Source organism: Massilia sp. DD77 (assembly GCF_036961685.1).
Taxonomy (GTDB): domain Bacteria; phylum Pseudomonadota; class Gammaproteobacteria; order Burkholderiales; family Burkholderiaceae_D; genus Telluria.
The window spans coordinates 23,421-40,608 of the sequence record NZ_JBAMDH010000003.1 but is presented as its reverse complement, the minus strand read 5'-3'; the positions used below and the strand labels follow the sequence as shown (position 1 = coordinate 40,608).

8 protein-coding genes are annotated in these 17,188 nt (G+C 60.8%); 3 read left to right on the top strand and 5 right to left on the bottom strand.

Annotation, left to right across the window (positions count from 1 at the left end):
- Nucleotides 1-4 precede the first annotated feature (4 nt).
- From V7778_RS02105 to V7778_RS02095, 3 genes are all read left to right on the top strand, one after another.
- On the top strand, nucleotides 5-7,531 hold the full coding sequence (locus tag V7778_RS02105) for a sacsin N-terminal ATP-binding-like domain-containing protein (RefSeq protein ID WP_335551699.1): 7,527 nt from the start codon (nucleotides 5-7) through the stop codon (nucleotides 7,529-7,531).
- The gene (locus tag V7778_RS02100; RefSeq protein ID WP_335551698.1) at nucleotides 7,528-10,218 is read left to right on the top strand and encodes a DEAD/DEAH box helicase; all 2,691 of its coding nucleotides are present in this window, start codon (nucleotides 7,528-7,530) and stop codon (nucleotides 10,216-10,218) included. The genes V7778_RS02105 and V7778_RS02100 overlap by 4 nt, the downstream gene beginning before the upstream one ends.
- A 138-nt stretch (nucleotides 10,219-10,356) precedes the next feature.
- On the top strand, nucleotides 10,357-11,091 hold the full coding sequence (locus V7778_RS02095) for a hypothetical protein (protein ID WP_335551697.1): 735 nt from the start codon (nucleotides 10,357-10,359) through the stop codon (nucleotides 11,089-11,091).
- Between the two features lie 173 nt (nucleotides 11,092-11,264).
- Here the strand turns inward: V7778_RS02095 and V7778_RS02090 are convergent, their stop codons facing one another.
- The 5 genes from V7778_RS02090 to V7778_RS02070 form a co-directional block, all read right to left on the bottom strand.
- Nucleotides 11,265-12,458, bottom strand: coding sequence for a hypothetical protein (locus V7778_RS02090; protein WP_335551696.1), 1,194 nt, complete (start codon nucleotides 12,456-12,458; stop codon nucleotides 11,265-11,267).
- A 215-nt stretch (nucleotides 12,459-12,673) separates the two neighbouring features.
- On the bottom strand, nucleotides 12,674-13,540 hold the full coding sequence (locus V7778_RS02085; protein WP_335551695.1) for a hypothetical protein: 867 nt from the start codon (nucleotides 13,538-13,540) through the stop codon (nucleotides 12,674-12,676).
- Nucleotides 13,541-14,209, bottom strand: coding sequence for an OmpA/MotB family protein (locus tag V7778_RS02080; protein ID WP_335551694.1), 669 nt, complete (start codon nucleotides 14,207-14,209; stop codon nucleotides 13,541-13,543).
- On the bottom strand, nucleotides 14,206-15,936 hold the full coding sequence (locus V7778_RS02075) for a hypothetical protein (protein WP_335551693.1): 1,731 nt from the start codon (nucleotides 15,934-15,936) through the stop codon (nucleotides 14,206-14,208). Before V7778_RS02075 ends, V7778_RS02080 begins: the two co-directional genes overlap by 4 nt.
- Nucleotides 15,929-17,176 (bottom strand): hypothetical protein, encoded by a 1,248-nt coding sequence (locus tag V7778_RS02070; RefSeq protein WP_335551692.1) that lies wholly within the window; start codon nucleotides 17,174-17,176, stop codon nucleotides 15,929-15,931. The genes V7778_RS02075 and V7778_RS02070 overlap by 8 nt, the downstream gene beginning before the upstream one ends.
- Nucleotides 17,177-17,188: the final 12 nt, after the last annotated feature.

Here is a 17,188-nt window from a genome sequence, read left to right as displayed (position 1 = left end):
AAGCGTGGCGAAATTCAAAACTGACTATGTCAACCTGATCGCGACCAATCTGCGTGATCGCTACAAGAGCGGGTTCCCGATCCTGAAGGAGCTCGTTCAGAACGCTGACGATGCCGGAGCGACGTCCCTGGACTTCGGCTACCACGAAGGGCTGGCCGATCGGGCCGAGCACGAACTTCTGCAAGGACCTGCACTCTGGGTTCTGAATGATGGACGGTTCAAGGCCAAAGACCAGGAGGCCATTCAATCCTTCGGCCTGAACAGCAAGGCAGCGGAGTCCGCTGCAATCGGGAAGTTCGGTCTTGGCATGAAGAGTGTCTTTCACCTGTGCGAGGCATTCTTCTATGTCGCGAACGACGGCAGCCAATCCTTCCACGAGATATTGAGCCCCTGGTTCCGGGACGGCGGCAGCCACGAAAAGCACGAATCCTGGGAGAAGGTGAGTGCCCGCGACACACAGGCACTCGATGCCGTCGCCCAGGCCCAGCCAATGGTCCAGCCGGGCCACAGCTGGTTCATGTTATGGATTCCCTTGCGTCGCAGAAGCCATGTGCCGAGCATGGACGGCAGCCTGACCGCGCCAATCATCGACCGCTATCCGGGCGACGACGCCGGACGTGACCTGGACTTCTTCACCGAGCCGGGCATCGACAAGCGGATCGGCAATGTGCTTCCGTTGCTGCGACATCTGCAGCGCATCCAGTTCACGGGCACGGCCCTGCTTCCAGCATTCGATCTGGAGCTTGAACTGGCGGAAGGTGGACGGCGCCTGGACCACGTCAGCGACAAGCTCGTTGCCAGCGGAAGCATACTGGATGGCGGATCCAGAAGCGGGCGTCTCCATTTCATGGCGGTGCAGGCGGTTTGCACCGGCCAGCAGCCGTTCGCAGCCTTGCAGGCCTCGGCGGGATGGCCGAAATCGAATGCCATCATCGCGCCGGGAATACGCGGCCCAGTCCCGGACAAGGGGCAACCCGAGGGAGCGGTGATGGTTGCCCATGCCGACGGCCGTCGTGGCCATCTGTCGATTCAGTGGGCGGTATTTCTTCCGACGGAAGAAGTGCGTTTCCGTTACGAGGCTCGGATCCCCGAGAGCTCGCGCGACATCTCCATTACGCTGCATGGCCAGTTCTTCGTCGACTCCGGGCGAAGAGGAATCGAAGGCATGGATCGTCTCACGGAAACCATCCTCGACACCGCGATCAACAGTTCCGAGTCTGCCGTGCAGACGGCGTGGAACCAGGCGCTCGCGCAGGATGTCGTGCTCCCGATGGTTCTGCCAACGGTTGCTCGATATGTGCAGGCTGCGGGGTTCAATGACGAGCAGATCGCTGCGCTGACGGATGCGTTGAAAAATTGCACCGCAACCGGGGACTCCGGTGCCAGAATATCGTTCGCCTCGACCTTTTCCTCTTATTTGCACCGCGAATACGTATGGGTACGTGTATTGCGCCGGACCGGGGCGGCCTGGGAACTTCAGCCGGCAAGGTCAGCGCGACTGTTGCTCCTTCCTCGTCCCGTGGACAGCGAACGCGAACGTCCCTGGCGCGTGATACCCGGGCTCGGGCTTATTGAGAACGCGATATTCGTTGACGCGTCGGCCCCGCGGATTTCTCAGCCAATCGCGCCTTGGGATGAAGAGTCGGTATGTCTTGCGCTGGAAGGACTGCCAGCCGCTTCGCTGTGCAACGAGACAGCCTTGAAATATCTGCTCGAGTTCCTGGGACTGCATCAGGCGGTGGCGTTGAACACCGAGCGCGTGCGCTCGCATCTGATCGTCAGGATACGGCAGGCACTGTGTGAGTGTCCGCTGGCTGATCTGCGCGCCCAGCGCCAGCTCTTCCGGCAACTGATCGTGCTCCTGCCAAACGATCTGTGGCAGGGCATCGGCACGCGAACGACTGACGCGAAGGGGGCCTTGCCCGAGCACGTTTACAAGCAACTGAGTACGGTCGAAACCCGGGCGCTCATGGTGCCTGCCGATCTTGCCCCAGAAGGTGATTCAGGAAGGCCATCGGTCACCGACATCGAGGCCTGGTTGAGCTGCATCGGCAAGCTGGCGGCAAGAAGAATCGACGTGGCCCGCTGTCTCGAGGTAGCGGAGGATCTGATTGCCATGGCCGGCAGTGACCGGGAATCGCAGTCAGCCCTGCTGCGCCGTCAGCCGCGCCTGCCGGTGCTGAGGACGATCGAGGTGCGTAGCGGTGACGAGCTCGCATGTTCGCTGGAGGAGCTGCTTGACGCTCACGCAGCGCATCAGCTGTTCCGCGTGACCGAGGCCAGGAATCAACTCGGGCTCACCCGGGAGCTTGCACGAGCCGCACCAGGGCTGCGGCTTCTCGTGGTCGGTGCTCGTGCGGCGGCCTATGTCCAGTCGGCCCTGCTTTCCGGCAGTGAGGAATTGCCTCCGTCAAACAGAGCGGAAGCGATGTTCCAGTGCATCAGTAGGCAGGCTGTTCCGCCTGAACTGTCCGCGCCGGAGTTCAGGCAACATCTGCTGAATCATGTAGCGAGTGTTGAAGACCTGACGAACGACAGCGTTCGCAGGGGAGTACGTTATCTGCTGCACGGCACTGCGTCCCAGTTCGAGTCACGCGCCCCGCTGTGGAAAGATCCGTCCGGACAGAACTCCGCCTGGGTAAGGCTGTGGCGAATGGTCGTGGACGACACCTGGAACGTGCTGCCGAACGAACTCAGCGATCCGATTTCGGACAAGTCTTCCAAGGCGCTGGACATCAGGAACGTTGACCAGGCCACGGTGGCAGGCCGGCTCAGGCTCGAGACGAATTTCGACGGGGTCGATCCGAGCTTGTTCACGCAGACGGAGAGAGACACGATTTTGGGTCAGCTGGACGACGAGATGACCTGGCGAAGGCTGCCCCTGCATCGGGATACGGAAGGCAGATATGGACCGGTGAATGAAGTATGCTGGCTTGGCACCGAGCCGCAACTGCCTCCCGGTGTCGGCACCATGCTGCGCTTCATTCCGGAATCGGGCGAAGAGGCGCATCGACGTCGCCAATGGCGCTTCATCAACCGCTGGACCGCCGGTGCAGCCGCGACAGAGGTGCTGAAGGCCGGCGAGGCTCGACATCACTGGCGTTACCTGATGGATCTGCTGCCGGTGCTTGTCTCGCACGGTGATCTCCCGAGTTCCTGGCATGAAGTCGCATGGCTGCCACTAAAAAAAGGTGGTGCGATCTCTCCCTCCAGTCTGCTGCGCCTGGACGCGCTCGCCGCCGACATCAGCAGCCTTGCCGTGAAATGCGACTACGCCTTTGCCGGCTTGGCGGAATTGTCCGACGACGTAAGGGCCCACCCTGCGTTCGAGCTGCTGCAGGAGCGGGTGCCCACGGGCGTGCAAGCATTACCCATGCTCTCGCAGCTGATGGCCAATGCCGGCTTGTCGGTGGGACGCTGTGCCGGCGATCTTGCCGCCGACATCGAGCGACACCTGATGCCGCTCTCCAGCCTGCAATGCCTTCCGGCGTGGACCCTGATGGCCAGGGCTGCCTGCGCGACCAGCGTGCATGACGTCGAGGTGCATGTCCTCGGCACCGTTGCAGCGCCATTGACGCTGGAACTGGCTGGACATGTGCTCGCTGAACTGGCAGACCATCCGGCCGGGCCGCACGCGCGCGCCTCGTTCCTCTCGTACCTGAAGGAATGGACATCCAGTGCAGACGCCGAAGAACTGCGGCGGCACCTGCCATCTCTGCGCTTGCCTGCTGCCGACGGTAGCTGGCGACCAGCTTCCAGGCTGGCACACGGTGCCTTCGGCGTGATTGCTTCCGATCTGGTCGATCCGGACGTGGGCAAAGTCCTTGGCGGCATCATCGTGTCGAACATGCAGACACTGGAGCCGATGCAGGACGAAATGGTGCAGGGTGACCAAGGGGGGGCAACGGACCTTGCTGGGTTGCTGGAACGCTGGGGCGAGCTGCTTACGCAGAGCAGTGTCAAGCCCGCCATTGGCGCCCTGATCGGATTGTTCGGTGACCGCGCACGGGAGCTTGCCGAACGCTGGGTAGCCCCGATTTCATTCGACGACTATCTGCTCAAACTGAACTGGAAAGACCCGGGGTACGAGGCCCATCGCAAGGCCTGGATGGGCGGCTACAAGTCCGCAGTTCAACCATTCAGCCTTCTGAAGCCTGTGTTCATCGAAGTGCAGGGCTCGGCAGTACGGGGACAGTCCCTGACGGGAGAAGCGCTGCATCTGTCGCTCGCCGATGGCACATCCCTTTCGACGCTGCTGGCGGGACCAGTACGGTGGCTGGGCGGCTACAATGTGGAAATTCGCATGCGGCCGATCGACTGCATCGGTGCATTCGATCATGCGCGCCAGATGTCCATTCTGCAGGAGACCGCTGAGGGACTGCTGGTCAGCCTGTACAACCAGCAGCATGCGAATCTGACCGAGCTGTGGAGCCTGTTCGACGATGCCGACCAGGTCGAGCTCGATGTGGCACGCACGCTAATCCTCGATGGGCTGCCTCAGATGATGAGGCAGCTACCCGGCGTGAAGCGTCATGATCTCGTCGGCGCGGCACTGACGGCCGTCGACAAGAGCCGGCGCGATGCGGCCAGCGCACGACGAGCAAACACTAATCAGGAGGCAGCTCGCGAGCGCCTGCATGAGGCTCTACGTGAGCTGGAGCGACTGGTGGAAACCGATGATTCGGTTCAGCAAACCATACTGGACGCGATACGTTGCAAGGTAGAGCACTATCAGTATGAGCCGTCGAGTGTTCCGTTCGAATTGCTCCAGAACGCCGACGACGCCGTGGTCGAGTACCAGGCGATGCGGCGTGCCGAGGGACGCGAGCCTTTCCCCGATTCGGACATCGGACGGTTCGTGGCCGCAAGCACTCCGGATCGCATTGTGCTGATCCACTGGGGGCGCCCCATCAATTACACCGGAAAGAACGACGGCCTTCGGGCCGATTTCGCGCAGGATCTCGAGCGCATGCTCATGCTCGGCGCATCGGCGAAGGAACTCGGCGAAGGGGTGACCGGAAGGTTTGGGCTCGGATTCAAGAGCGTTCTCCTGGTGACGGACAGTCCTGTAGTGGAGAGTGGCGACCTGCGCTTCGACATCGTGGCCGGCTGTCTACCGCGACGCGCGCAGATCAGCCACGAGGCGAGGTCCATCGCCTCACGCCATCAACGTTGCACTCTGCGGCCGACGATCGTCGAGTTGCCCCTCGCGGATGACGCGAGCCTGCTGCTGAACCGATTCAATGCTCTGGCAGGCCTGTGCACGGTGTTTGCTCGCCAGATGCGACGCATCACCACCGACACACAGGAGCATGTGTGGCATCCGGTGCGCCTGCTCGAGGCTCCAGGTGCATGGTGCGAATTGGGAAGGGCACAGGTCCCGTTCAAGGACGCGACCATCCCGACACGCCTGCTGGCGCTTCGTTGCGAACAGGGTGCGGCTGTCGTGCGCCTGGAGGGGAGTGCAGTACCCTTCCACCATGATGCAACGCATGCGGCACCAGCGATCTGGATACACGCTCCCACCCGAGGAACAGCGGCAACCGGCCTGATTCTCAACGCCGACTTCAATGTCGACACCGGCCGCGGCAGCCTTCCGCACGGTGCGGCAGCGCAGCGCAACCTGATGCTTGCGCGGCGCCTGGCCGACCGACTGGCACCCATGCTCGCGGAACTGATCATGCAGTCCCGCAGCGACTGGACGACCTGGTCCGACCGGCTGGTCGCTGCCCCGGAGATACAGGCAGCAGCGTACTGGCACGCGTTCTGGGCTACCACGCTCGTCGCAGAGCCCGACGGTGACGCATCGCAGGATGTCCGGATCGCGGCCGTTCATGCTGCGCGCCTATTCGACCAGGTAACGCAGCGTACCGGTTCGGTGCCAAACGGATTGCCTGGGGATCTCTGCGAATTTGCGGAACTGGCCGATCTGCGGCTTGCCATTCGCTGCGATCGTCTCCAGCAAGTGCTGCCCATCCTGCTCCAGTGGCCCGCTTTTCTGGAGATGTATCCGACGCGGGCCTGGTGCAGTCTCGACGTTCGGACCTGGCTGCCACCAGGGGCCGATCCTGACGAGGAGGCAGTCATCGAGGAACTGGACCGCGGTGTCGTACTGAGGGCATTGGGGACCGAGCGACGCCTCCGGCCGGAGGACCTGGAGACGATCGCCTCGCTCATCCAGGCTTGGCCACAGGGGCCAACCGAGGTTCAGGGCTGGACCAACGAATTCCGCTCAGTGCAGCTCCGGTCGCGGACCGGTACCTGGAAGCCGGTTCACAGCCTTCATGTCCCGAGTGCTGGCTCGAACGATCCGGTTCCGTGCTTCGTGCCCGATGACGTCCAGCTCGATTCCGCTTATGACAACTATTCGAGAGCGTGGGCTTTCATCCGTTCATATCTGACACCAAGGAGCTTCACGGCGGACGAACTGGCTCGCTGGTGTCTGGGCGCGGATTCGCCTGCAAGCCAGGCCGCCGTCATCGACTGGCTCTCGAAGAACCTGGATGCATTCTTCGTCTGGGGACAGATCCGGGCACGAGTGCGCGAACATAACTGGATTTTCGAGTTGCGCGCAGAGCACCCGCTTCTCGCCGACCTGTCCGAGGAGGACAGAGCAGTGGTGCTGGTCCGCCTGGGTCTGGGTACTGCTGGCGAAGTCGAGGAGGCCGATTCCGCCTCAGTGGATATTGGAGCACTGGATCTGGAGACCATCCACGACTGGTGGATGGCGCATCGGCACCAGTACTTGCCGGGTGTTGACAAGGCGTTGTGGCCGCAGCGCGTCCAGAAAAATGGTCTTGCAGACGAGGTCACCAATCGCGACGCGTGGATGACCCTGTTCAGCCTGGGCATCTTCAAGGGTTTCGGGCGTGTCCGCGATGAACAGAATCGAGCATTCCTCGACTTCCTGCACAGCCGCGGTTGGTGGCACACGATCAGTCAGGTACATCCGGACCTGGGCGCTGAGCAATGGATGGGGATTCTGCGCGAGTATGCCGAAACCAATCAGGTGAGCGGGGAGTTCGAACAATGGATGGACAGCTTCCCGCGCCTTTATCGTGTGGCGCGGTGGTGCGATGAGTATGTCGAGCTGTTCCTGGGGCTGGAACGTCGCAGTCAACAGGATGCTCGCCATCTGCTCACACCGGCGGCGGATGCTTCCCTGAGCGGCTCCGGATTCGATGCTCCCACTTTGCATCGTACTCTGCGTATCGGCCACAACCTGGTGATCAGGGAGCTGCTGCGTGCGGGAGTACTGCATTCCGAAGTCGCGCAGAGCAAAGCCTTCATGCCGGGAAGCTCCGTGCTGGAATTCCTGGCAGAGCTCGGACATCCCGACCTCTGCACGAGTGAAGACATTCACCAAGTGCTGCTGGAAGAGCTTGGCAGTCCAGAGCGGGCAAGTTTTGGCGGGGACTACGACATACCGCTGGTGCTTCTGGCGCAGAATCCCGCACTTCAGCACGCCGTGCTGGAATGGGCCGAAGAGGATGACGGTGACACGATCTGGGACGACGAGGAAGCAGCATGACGACATCGGATGAACTGAAGGCCGGCGGATCGGTCATGCATGCGCAGCACGGCCAGGGCGCAGTGCTGATGACGGATCGCGACACAGCGGTGGTGCGCTTCGCGCACGGTATCGAACAGGTATTCAGCTCGGAACTGGTGAGCGTGGCATCGGTTGCCGAGGCAGCCGGGCAGGCCGTCGTCTCATCTTCACTCGAGGTCGCGCTCAAGGTACAGGCCGAAGCGATTGCTTCGGTAAACGATGCCTGGGGCGTGTTCACCCGGTCGCGCATCTCGCTCCTGCCGCATCAGTTATGGGTATGCCATCGCGCCTTGCAGAGCTGGCCGATTCGTCTGCTGATCGCCGACGATGTAGGCATGGGCAAGACCATCGAAGCCGGGCTGGTACTGTGGCCGCTGCTTGCCAACCGCAGAGTGCAGCGGGTGCTGATCCTGGCGCCCGCCGGGCTTGTCGAACAATGGCAGCAACGCCTCAAGAGCATGTTCGATATCCGAGCTGCGATCTATCATCCCGATCTGGACACGACACGGACCGATTTCTGGGGGATCCACCAGATCGTGGTGGCGTCGCTTCCGACGCTTCGGTCCGACAACAAGGGACGCCACGAGCGATTGCTCGACGCGCCGGCGTGGGACATGGTCATTGTCGACGAGGCGCATCACCTGAACGTGGATGAGGGGGCGAACCGGACCCTCGGCTTCGACCTGCTCGACAAGCTTCAACTGGCCGGCAAGGTGGAGTCGTGCGTGCTGTTCAGTGGTACGCCGCACAGAGGCAAGAGCCATGGCTTCTGGTCGTTGATGAGCCTGGTGAATCGGGATGTGTTCGGACCGAGGAAGAACGAGACCGAAATGCTGCGTGCGTTGCCACGCTACCTGATACGGAACGCGAAGCAGAAGGCGACCGATATGCACGGAAAGCGCCTGTTCCAGCCGCTCCGCCAGTACCCTGAAACGTTCACTTACACACCGCCCGAGGAAGCATTCTATCGCCTGATGTCCGAGTTCATATTGGCTGGCAAGGCGTATGCTTCGTCGCTCACCCGGACCGAGAGCGGACAGGTCATGCTGGTTCTGATTGCCCTGCAGAAGCTGGCTTCCAGTTCGATTGCAGCGGTGCTGGCGGCGTTGAAGACCCGGCAGAATCGTCTGACCCAGGAAGCGATCCGCTCGCGCGCGGAACTGGAATTGCCATTCATCGCAAACGACGATGAGACACAACGTGCCCTGGAGGCGTGGGCGCGGGACGCAAAGCGCGCCCGACTGCAGCTGATGGAACACGAGGAGAGGCACCTCGACGACCTGGTTCGGGCCGGCGAGCTGGTCACGGACGAAACACGTGTGCACAAGGTCATTGAAGTCATCAAGAACCGCTTTGCAGACGAACCCGTGCTTCTGTTTACTGAATACAAGCGCACTCAGGCGCTGATGATTGCCGCCTTGATGGCGGACTTCGGGCAGGGCAGTGTGGGCTTCATGAACGGGGACGATCGCCTCGAGAACGTGAACTTGCCTGACGGCCGTGTCATTCAGTTGAACAATCGGCGTGAGGATACCTGCGACGCATTCAACGAGGGACGGATCCGGTTTCTGGTTTCGACGGAGGCAGGGGGCGAGGGGATCGACCTGCAACAACGCTGCAGTGCCTTGATTCACGTGGACCTCCCCTGGAACCCGATGCGTCTGCATCAGCGCACAGGTCGCCTCAATCGCTACGGCCAGCGGCGGCCAGTCTCGGTGGTCTCGCTGCGCAATCCGGACACAGTCGAGTCGATGATCTGGGACAAACTGGAGACCAAACTCGCGAGCATCATGCGGGCGGTCGGAGCTGCAATGGACGAGCCCGAGGATCTGCTCCAGCTCGTGCTTGGCATGAGCGGGGAGCGGGTCTTCGATCAGTTGTTTGCGGGAGCTGCTGGTGTGCCGCGTGAACGGCTCGATAGCTGGTTTGACGAGGTCACAGGGACGCTGGGGGGGACTTCGGCCATTCAGACCGTCCGCGATCTGGTGGGCCATGCGGCCAGCTTCGATCTTTCGGCGCTGAAGGACGTCCCACCGGTCGACTTGCCGGATCTGCTCCCTTTCTTCCAGAATCTGCTCGTACTCAACCATCGACGGCCCAGGATCGAAGGCCGGGCGTTGTCATTCAGGACGCCGGAAGAATGGCTCACGAGCCATGCAATCCGCCGCAGTTACGAAAACCTCCTCTTTGACCGCAATCAGCCGCGGGGTGTCGGCGACCTGATGGGGGTGGGGCATCCGCTGATGGAGAAGGCACTGCAACAGGCCTCGCGGCAGCATGGTGTGTTTTGCGTGGTGGACGGGCTCTCCGCCCCACTGCAGGTGATTGCTGTCTCGAATCGCGTGACTGGTACGGGCGGGGCATCCCGCCGAATCGTTTTCGGAATTACCGGCGAACCAGAAAAGCTGGTTCTGCTCAAGGACTGGCAGGTCCTGCGCACACTGAATCAGTGTGCATTGAAGGATGAGCCCGTTGCTGATCACGATGGGCGAGCAGAGCAGGCGCGTGCTTGGCTGGAGCACGCTGATGAAGCAGCATCGGTACTCCTCGCCGCTGAAACGCTGCCGTTCGAGTCCATTCACATTGCGCGGATAGGAATGTTATGGAGCGAGGGGTATCGGCAGGAGGCAGGCCCTCGTCGTGCCCTCGACACTACAGGAACGTGACAGCCATGTCCCGATACTCACATTTCAAGCAAGGCTGATATTCCCCTGATTATGACAACCGTTCCTGTTACCCCCATCTTTACCAGGCCCCACAGGCAGGTCAGAACAACACTGTGCTGGATCGAAAGGGTGCTATGGATGACGTTCATCCTTTTGCTGTGCACGGCAAACGTCCTGACGGTGCTTGATCAGGATTTCAGGAACCGGGCGTACGACCTGGTTGCGCGCATTGCAACTGGCCCAGTACCTGGGCCAATTGGATTGTCCACAGTGGCCAAGACGATCGAAGAGCGCAACCCTGCGGTAATCGAGAGAAAGGCAGTGGAGCTGGCGACCATGCGACTTGTGGAACGCAGCACGCTGCTTGTCAGAGAGATCGGGGAGCTCAGGGGCGAGCGCGCTAACTTCATGGCAGAACGAAAGATGCTGCAAAAGCAGCTTCACGATAGTCAGGCAGTAATCGCAGGGTACAAGAGTCAGATTTCTCGACTTGGAAAAAGAGTGCTGGTCAGGGCGAGCAGAAGTGTCAGCAGGCACCTCGTCGCTTTGCCGGGATACGCGCTGCCGGTGCTTAGCGCCACCGTGGCCGTCGGAGGTGCTGCTCTCGACATCCAGGATGCGTGCGAAAGCGTGAGAGAACTGGATGAGCTCAACAGAAGTGCTGGCTTGCCCAGCCCGAATCGAAATGAAGTATGCGGCATGGCGGTTCCTACCGCGGAGGAGCTTCTGGCAGAAGCCCGACGCAACTGGAGGAGTGTTTACGCGCGATCGGCCGACGCGCTCAACTCCGGCGCTCAGATCATTCCGCGATCGCCTCCCTCGGTATCAATCGAGTCGGCGCGGGCCTGGCTGTCCAGTACTTTGGGACGATAGCAGCAGTGTCCCACTCACTGGACTTGGTGCCGCTTCCTGATTTTTACGCTCCCCAGAAAAAAGGACCAGAACGCCTTAATGAAGTTGTTTGGTATTGCGGGGCAGATCCCGCCAGTCAACATTCGAATTGCTTGATGTCCCAGACTAACAGCGGGAGCGCTGCCGACCAGAGTTCAAGACTTCATGCTCACCAGATAACGATTCAATGCGAGGTGTTTGCCGGTCTTCGATAGTTGAAGAACAAAGGTCCCGGGCTGAGGCTCCATGATGCGGATGTGCCAGTAATAAGTTCCGTTCGGTCGAGTCGAAGTGTCCAGGTCGCTCAAGTGCTCCTTGAGCGCGACGAAGGGAACTGCGAACGCAATGTCGAGGTCGAGGCAACCTAGTACATAGAAGGCATCTTCTGCCTCTATCAGAAAGTCATGCCAGAACAGATGGAACGCATACCAATACGGGACATTCGAGTCCGTGTAGCGTTTGGAAACACCACAGGCGACTCGGAACGTATGGCTGTCATTCCAGTACAGCGCGCGACTATTTCGTATCAGTTTGACCTGATGAGCCTTGGCGAAGAACGCCAGCACCTGCTCTCGCTTTGCATCGACACTTGCTTTGTCGTCTGACGCGGAGTTCGTCAGCTGGTGGGCATCGGGGATTTCACTGGGGACTTCATCAACAGTTTCTACGGCGTCTTTAGCTGTCGTAAACATCACGTCGATCAAACGATCGAGGCGAGTGTACTCAAACGGTACCAGCAACTCCCTGATCTTGTTGGCGGTTTCCTCGCTTTCAGTCTGTTCCTTGAGGTCGACGAGTCGGAATAATGCATCAACGCTTATGAGTCGCATGTCCCAAGCGTGCCGTGACCCGCGCACCTGTGCTTCCAGTTCACCGGTATCGTCTCGACCGACAACGATGAGCATGGAATTAGCTTTGGATATGGCTCCAGTGTTGAGCAATTTGTCTCGATAAGCTGCTATCTTGTCGAGCCGGATACGGTAGGCGTCCGTCGTTTTTACCTCGACAAGCACGTCATGCTTGCCGGGAAGATGCCATAGCCCGTCGTTGCCGATGCCGTTCGTCGTGCCCTGATAAAGGCCGTGCGTTACCTTGAACCCCAACCGGCCGCCCAGTTCGTTCGCCAGATCCTGCAGAACCAATCCGCTTTTTGAAAACGATGTGTTCAAGCAGTGAGCGGCATACTCCCCCAGCTTGGCAGTTGGAACTTGAGCAAAGAACGTGCGCAATTCTTTGGAGCAGAGTGATTCATCTTTCAGCACGCCGTCTCCTGCTGAAGTGACGATCTGCTCGATACTCATCTCCAGTACAGCGTTCGGGCTGGACTCCCAGAAAGACAGCAATGGCATGGTTAATTCAAATAATCGAACATGACGTTTCGATATTAACATCGGCGGTGCAGCTCAACCATACCTATTGCTCAGCTGCCGTTGCCACTCTTCCCCTCTGTTCCAACGACCCTGGAATGGTGACTGCGAATACCCGTTCAGTCATGGTGCCGAGCGCTCCTGGTAGGGGCCTCCCGGGCCCGGAATCAGGTGAACAGACCAGGTGCGCAAGCACACTAGCGCAAGCGATAACCGATCATTAAGCACGCGCGCTCCAGCTCCAGCATGCTTGCCTTCAGGCCGCGCTCGGCGAGAATCTCGATGACGCGCCCGAACAGAGTATTGACATTGCGGCCGAGCTCGGCGCGGGGACGGTGCGAGCGAACGCCGTTCGGCAGTTTTCTGAATACGTGGCGTTCGGTGGATGGATCACGGGTACGAAGGGCCGCTTGCGAGGCACTCTGCGGTGCGCCCCACATGAACGCCAGCTCGGCGGGGACACTGTTCACTTTCTGCTCCTCGAGGAATTGCCGAGCTAGCATGCCGAGAGCAGCACCGACCCTCCCATCGTAGATCGCGGTTTGTGCGACTGGATCGGCCGCAGCATACAGCTTGGTTGTTGCCGAATTCATCCACAGGTTGCCGGCTGTGAACCGGTCGAGCGGAGCGGTCGATCCCGGCGCCAGGAGATGCACCGCCGCATGGAGATCGTTACACAGCCTGCCGGCACGCGCTCTGTCTGCCACCCACTGCCGGCTTGGAGCATCGGCATCGCGCGCGACATCGCCCCATTCGAAGATGTCGTGACAGCAGGCGGCCGCGGCAGCATCGTCGTCTGCTGCCATTGCCATCTGCAGTGCATGCGCGAGATCCGAAAATGGCTTTCGCGGCGGCTCACGCCACGACCAGTGTTGCGCAGCTTGCGAGAGGGACGTACACGTCCATGGGATGCTGCGTCCGCCATTCAATGCGCGCCACGTGTTCCAGGCACGATGCCTGGTGATGTCGTAGCGATGCTCCAGACCGGCTATCCAGCGGTCGGCAAGGAATCGAGCAAACTGATTGATGGGCGAGGCAGCGCCCGCGCTAGTTGCTGAATCCATTCACTTGATTCCGGATTGCTGCTGTTCGATTGCATCTGCACTGGCGAAGCGAAGCTCGACGCGGCGGTTGCGGTCGTCGCCGGGAGCAAGGCCGGCGAGCGGGCGCGAGTCGCCATAACCTGCGACAACAACGCGTCTGGCCGCCTCCGCGCCGCTTTTTCCTATCAGCAGGCGCCTGGCTTCGCGGGCACGGGCGGCCGACAGCGTGAAATTGTCGTCATAGACCGTACAGAATCCACGGATGTCAGTGACAGGGGCCTTGACCGGATGGTTGTCGGTGTGACCCTCCACGAAGATCTGGCCGCCATGCACCTTCAGCAGGTAGGCGGCGATGCGGTCCTCGACCTGTGAGAAAGCAGCCCTCGCTTTCGGTTCGATGCATGCGCTGCCGCTCTTGAACACACCTTCGCGCAAGGTTACCTTCCCGGCGGCGGCATCGATGGCGACGAAACTCGAGGCGCCCTCGCGGTCAAACGCCCTTTTCATCTGATCGAGCACGCCGGCGATCTGCTGGCGCTGAGCCTCCGCACCCTGTGCCATGGCGGAGCGATGGCTGCGCTCGGCGGCCTGTTTCTGGACCACAGACACCACCAGCATCAGCATCACCACGGCGACGACGCCTGACATCAGGTCGGCAATGACGATCCATTCGCTTGGCTTGTCCTTCATTGCGCTTCCTGCCCGCTGGTTGCGGTCGTGATTCGGGAATCCTGTTGCTTGACGAGGGACAGCTCGGCAATTGCCGTGGCAAGGGAACCGATGGAAGCGAGCATGCGCGCATTTTCATCGGACTGCTTTGTCTGGCGTTCGTCGGTAACGGCCTGTGCGGCATGTTGCAGCTTCACTGCCTCGGTCAAGGCACGGATGTCGTCCGCCATCCGCACGCCGGGCGCCAGTGCGCGCTCTGCGGCACCCAGCTGCGCCACAAGCGCTTCCATGGATCCGGCAAGACCTTTCACCGCATCGAGGGTCGCCCTGTCCTGCTCCGTACGTTGCTCGAACTGTTTATCCAGGCTCGCCATCCGGGCACTCGCCGTGGCGATCGACGTCAGTCCGAGCTTGACCTGCTTCTGCATCTCGTCCATGAAGTCACCCATCCTCGACATGTTCGCCGTCAGCGCGTCGCTGGATGCGGCAAATGCCGCCCTGGCCTTGTCCTGGCGCAGCGAGGCGTCATCGCTGGCCTTCTGGAGCTGGGTAACGGTTTCTGTCACGCCGCCGGACAGGGTCTTGATCGCACCCTGGATGCCCTCGGTCGCAGCCTTGAGGTCGGCAGACATCCGCTCCATGTTGTGCGCAAACGTGATGCCCATCGTGCTGATCGTGCTACCGAGTTCGGTTTTGACCTCGCCCAGCACGTTCGTCATCGCGTCGCGGAATTCGCCCACCGCACCGCCCAGTTGAGTACTGGCGTGGCCTGCTGCCTGCGCAGCGTCGGCCATGTCGCCCGCTGCCTTGGCCATGTTCTGGATATTGTCGTGCACGCTGTGGGAAAATGCTTCCATGGCAATCCGGCTCGCCGCCACGTGGTCGGCTACGGCGACCAGCCGGTCCACCGTCACTGCGCCATGCGCGGCAATTGCCTCCAGGCGTGCGAGCACGAGGTCGTCGCGTGTTGCTGCCTCCTTGAGATGTGCAGCAAGCTCCCTCAGCGCCTGCAACTGGAGGCCGGCCTGCTCGAGCTGCTGCTCGCCGAGCCGCCGCTGACGGTCGGTTTGCTGCTGCAGTACTGCGATCTGCTCCGCGTGCCGTTGGCTGGCCTGTTGCAAGGCGAGTTGCTGGCTCTCCTGCATGCTATGGCGGTGTCGGGCAATGGCGTCGATCAGTTCGAGGCGCTCCCCGTCATGCTGCTGACGTGCTTCTTCGGCCGCTTGTGCGGCAATGGCGCGCAGCTTTCCGGCGGCCCAGTCATGACGGTGTTCGTCGTACGGTTTCAGCGTGAACCAGATTTTCAGGCCGAGGAAGGCAAAGATGCCCCAGGTCGAGGTCTTAAACTTCGAGCCCAGCGAATCCATGATCGGAGTGAGATTGGCGAGCGCGTCGGCGCCGGGGCCGAGAGCGCCGGCGGCTTCGGTCAAGGCAAGGCCGAGTCCGATGAAGGTGCCCAGCAGACCGAACACCAGCAGCAGGCTGGGCAGGATGTCAGCCCAGCGCTCTGCTGGTGTCGCGACGGCATCTGCCAGCTCATTGGCAGAAGTGGTGCCGGTCGGGCCGGCTCCTTTCTGATCTAGGGCGGCGAAACGCTGTTCCCACTGCCCGCTGTTCGCGTTGCGCGTAACTGCGCGCGGCACCAGGAACAACGCGGCGCCAAAGGAGAGCGCAAAGCCGATCTGCAGAGCGGAGTGGATGCTTCCGTCTACTGCAGGAAGAAAGAAATTCAGGAACAGGTTATCCATTGCACTCGACCTCCAGTGCTTCGCTGCGCTTGATGCTGTCCTCGCGGAAGATGTTGGCGAAATCGGCAATCAGCGACTGCTGCTCGGGTGACAGCTCGTGCCAGCGTACGCTTTTTTGAGCGCATTCCATGAGCATGGTGCCGACCTCGTCGCCGAGGTCGATAAGATATTCCTGGTTGTCTGCCCTCAGTTGCGCCTCGTCTTTCTCAAGTAGCTGCAGGAAACCCTCGGTTGCAGAAATATAGTGCTCGCGCTCGACATTGCGGGCGAGCAGATCGTCGTTGGCGGCGATGGCCTCCGGCAGGCTTGCCGTCAGCTTGTCCAGTACCTCCTGCTCTTCCGAGCTGAGCGGCGAAACCAGAGCTTCCAGCTTGAGGCGGGACAGCTTGGCCTTGGCCTCGGACAGCTTTGCCGAGGTGCGCTTCCACTGGCGCTGGTCGTCGGTCAGTGCCAGCTGCCACATCTTGCTCATTTCCTCGAACACGAAGGGCATCAGCTTCTTGCCATAGCGCGAGATCACGATGCTGTCGAGGCGTGCGGTTTCGTCTTCGCTCATCTCGGGCTTGTCCGACAGCAGCGTTGCACCGAGCTGGACAAGGAAGATGTCGTCGGCGGAAATTTCATCGGCCGACTGCGCGGTCGCGAGCGTGTCGTCGATCGGGCGGAGCAGCTTTTGCGTCGCGCGCAAACGGAGATAATGTTCGAAGCCATTGAAATTGCCGTCGTCGAGCAGATTGGCAATTCCGGTCTTCACGATGGCCAGTTCGTTGATCATCGCGGCGACGTCGAATGCCATTTTCTGCTCTGCAGTCTGAACATGTGCGCGGGCAGCGGTGAAAGCCTCCTGGTGCTGTCGGGCCTCCACTTCTTCGGCGGCATTGAATTTCTCATGAAGGCGCTTGGACACCTTGATCACCCAACGAATTGCCTGCTCCAGCTTCTTCAAGACAGGACTGTTTTCGAGGGCGAGCAGGGCCGTGATCGTCTTGTCCACAGCAAGGATGGCACTGCTCAGCCATGGAAATACGGGGGCGACCGCTGCGGCGGCTGATTTGAGATACGGACTCAGCTTCTGCAGGAACGGCTTTACCTTGGCATAGGTTTCCTTGACCGTGCCAATGAATGCCTCACCCTTTGTGGCAAGGACTTCAACGACCTTGCGTACTACCTTGACTGCACCGGTGACCACGCTGCCGAAAGCGCTGCCGACGGCAGACACGATACTTCCGAACCATCCCATGTCGATTCCTTT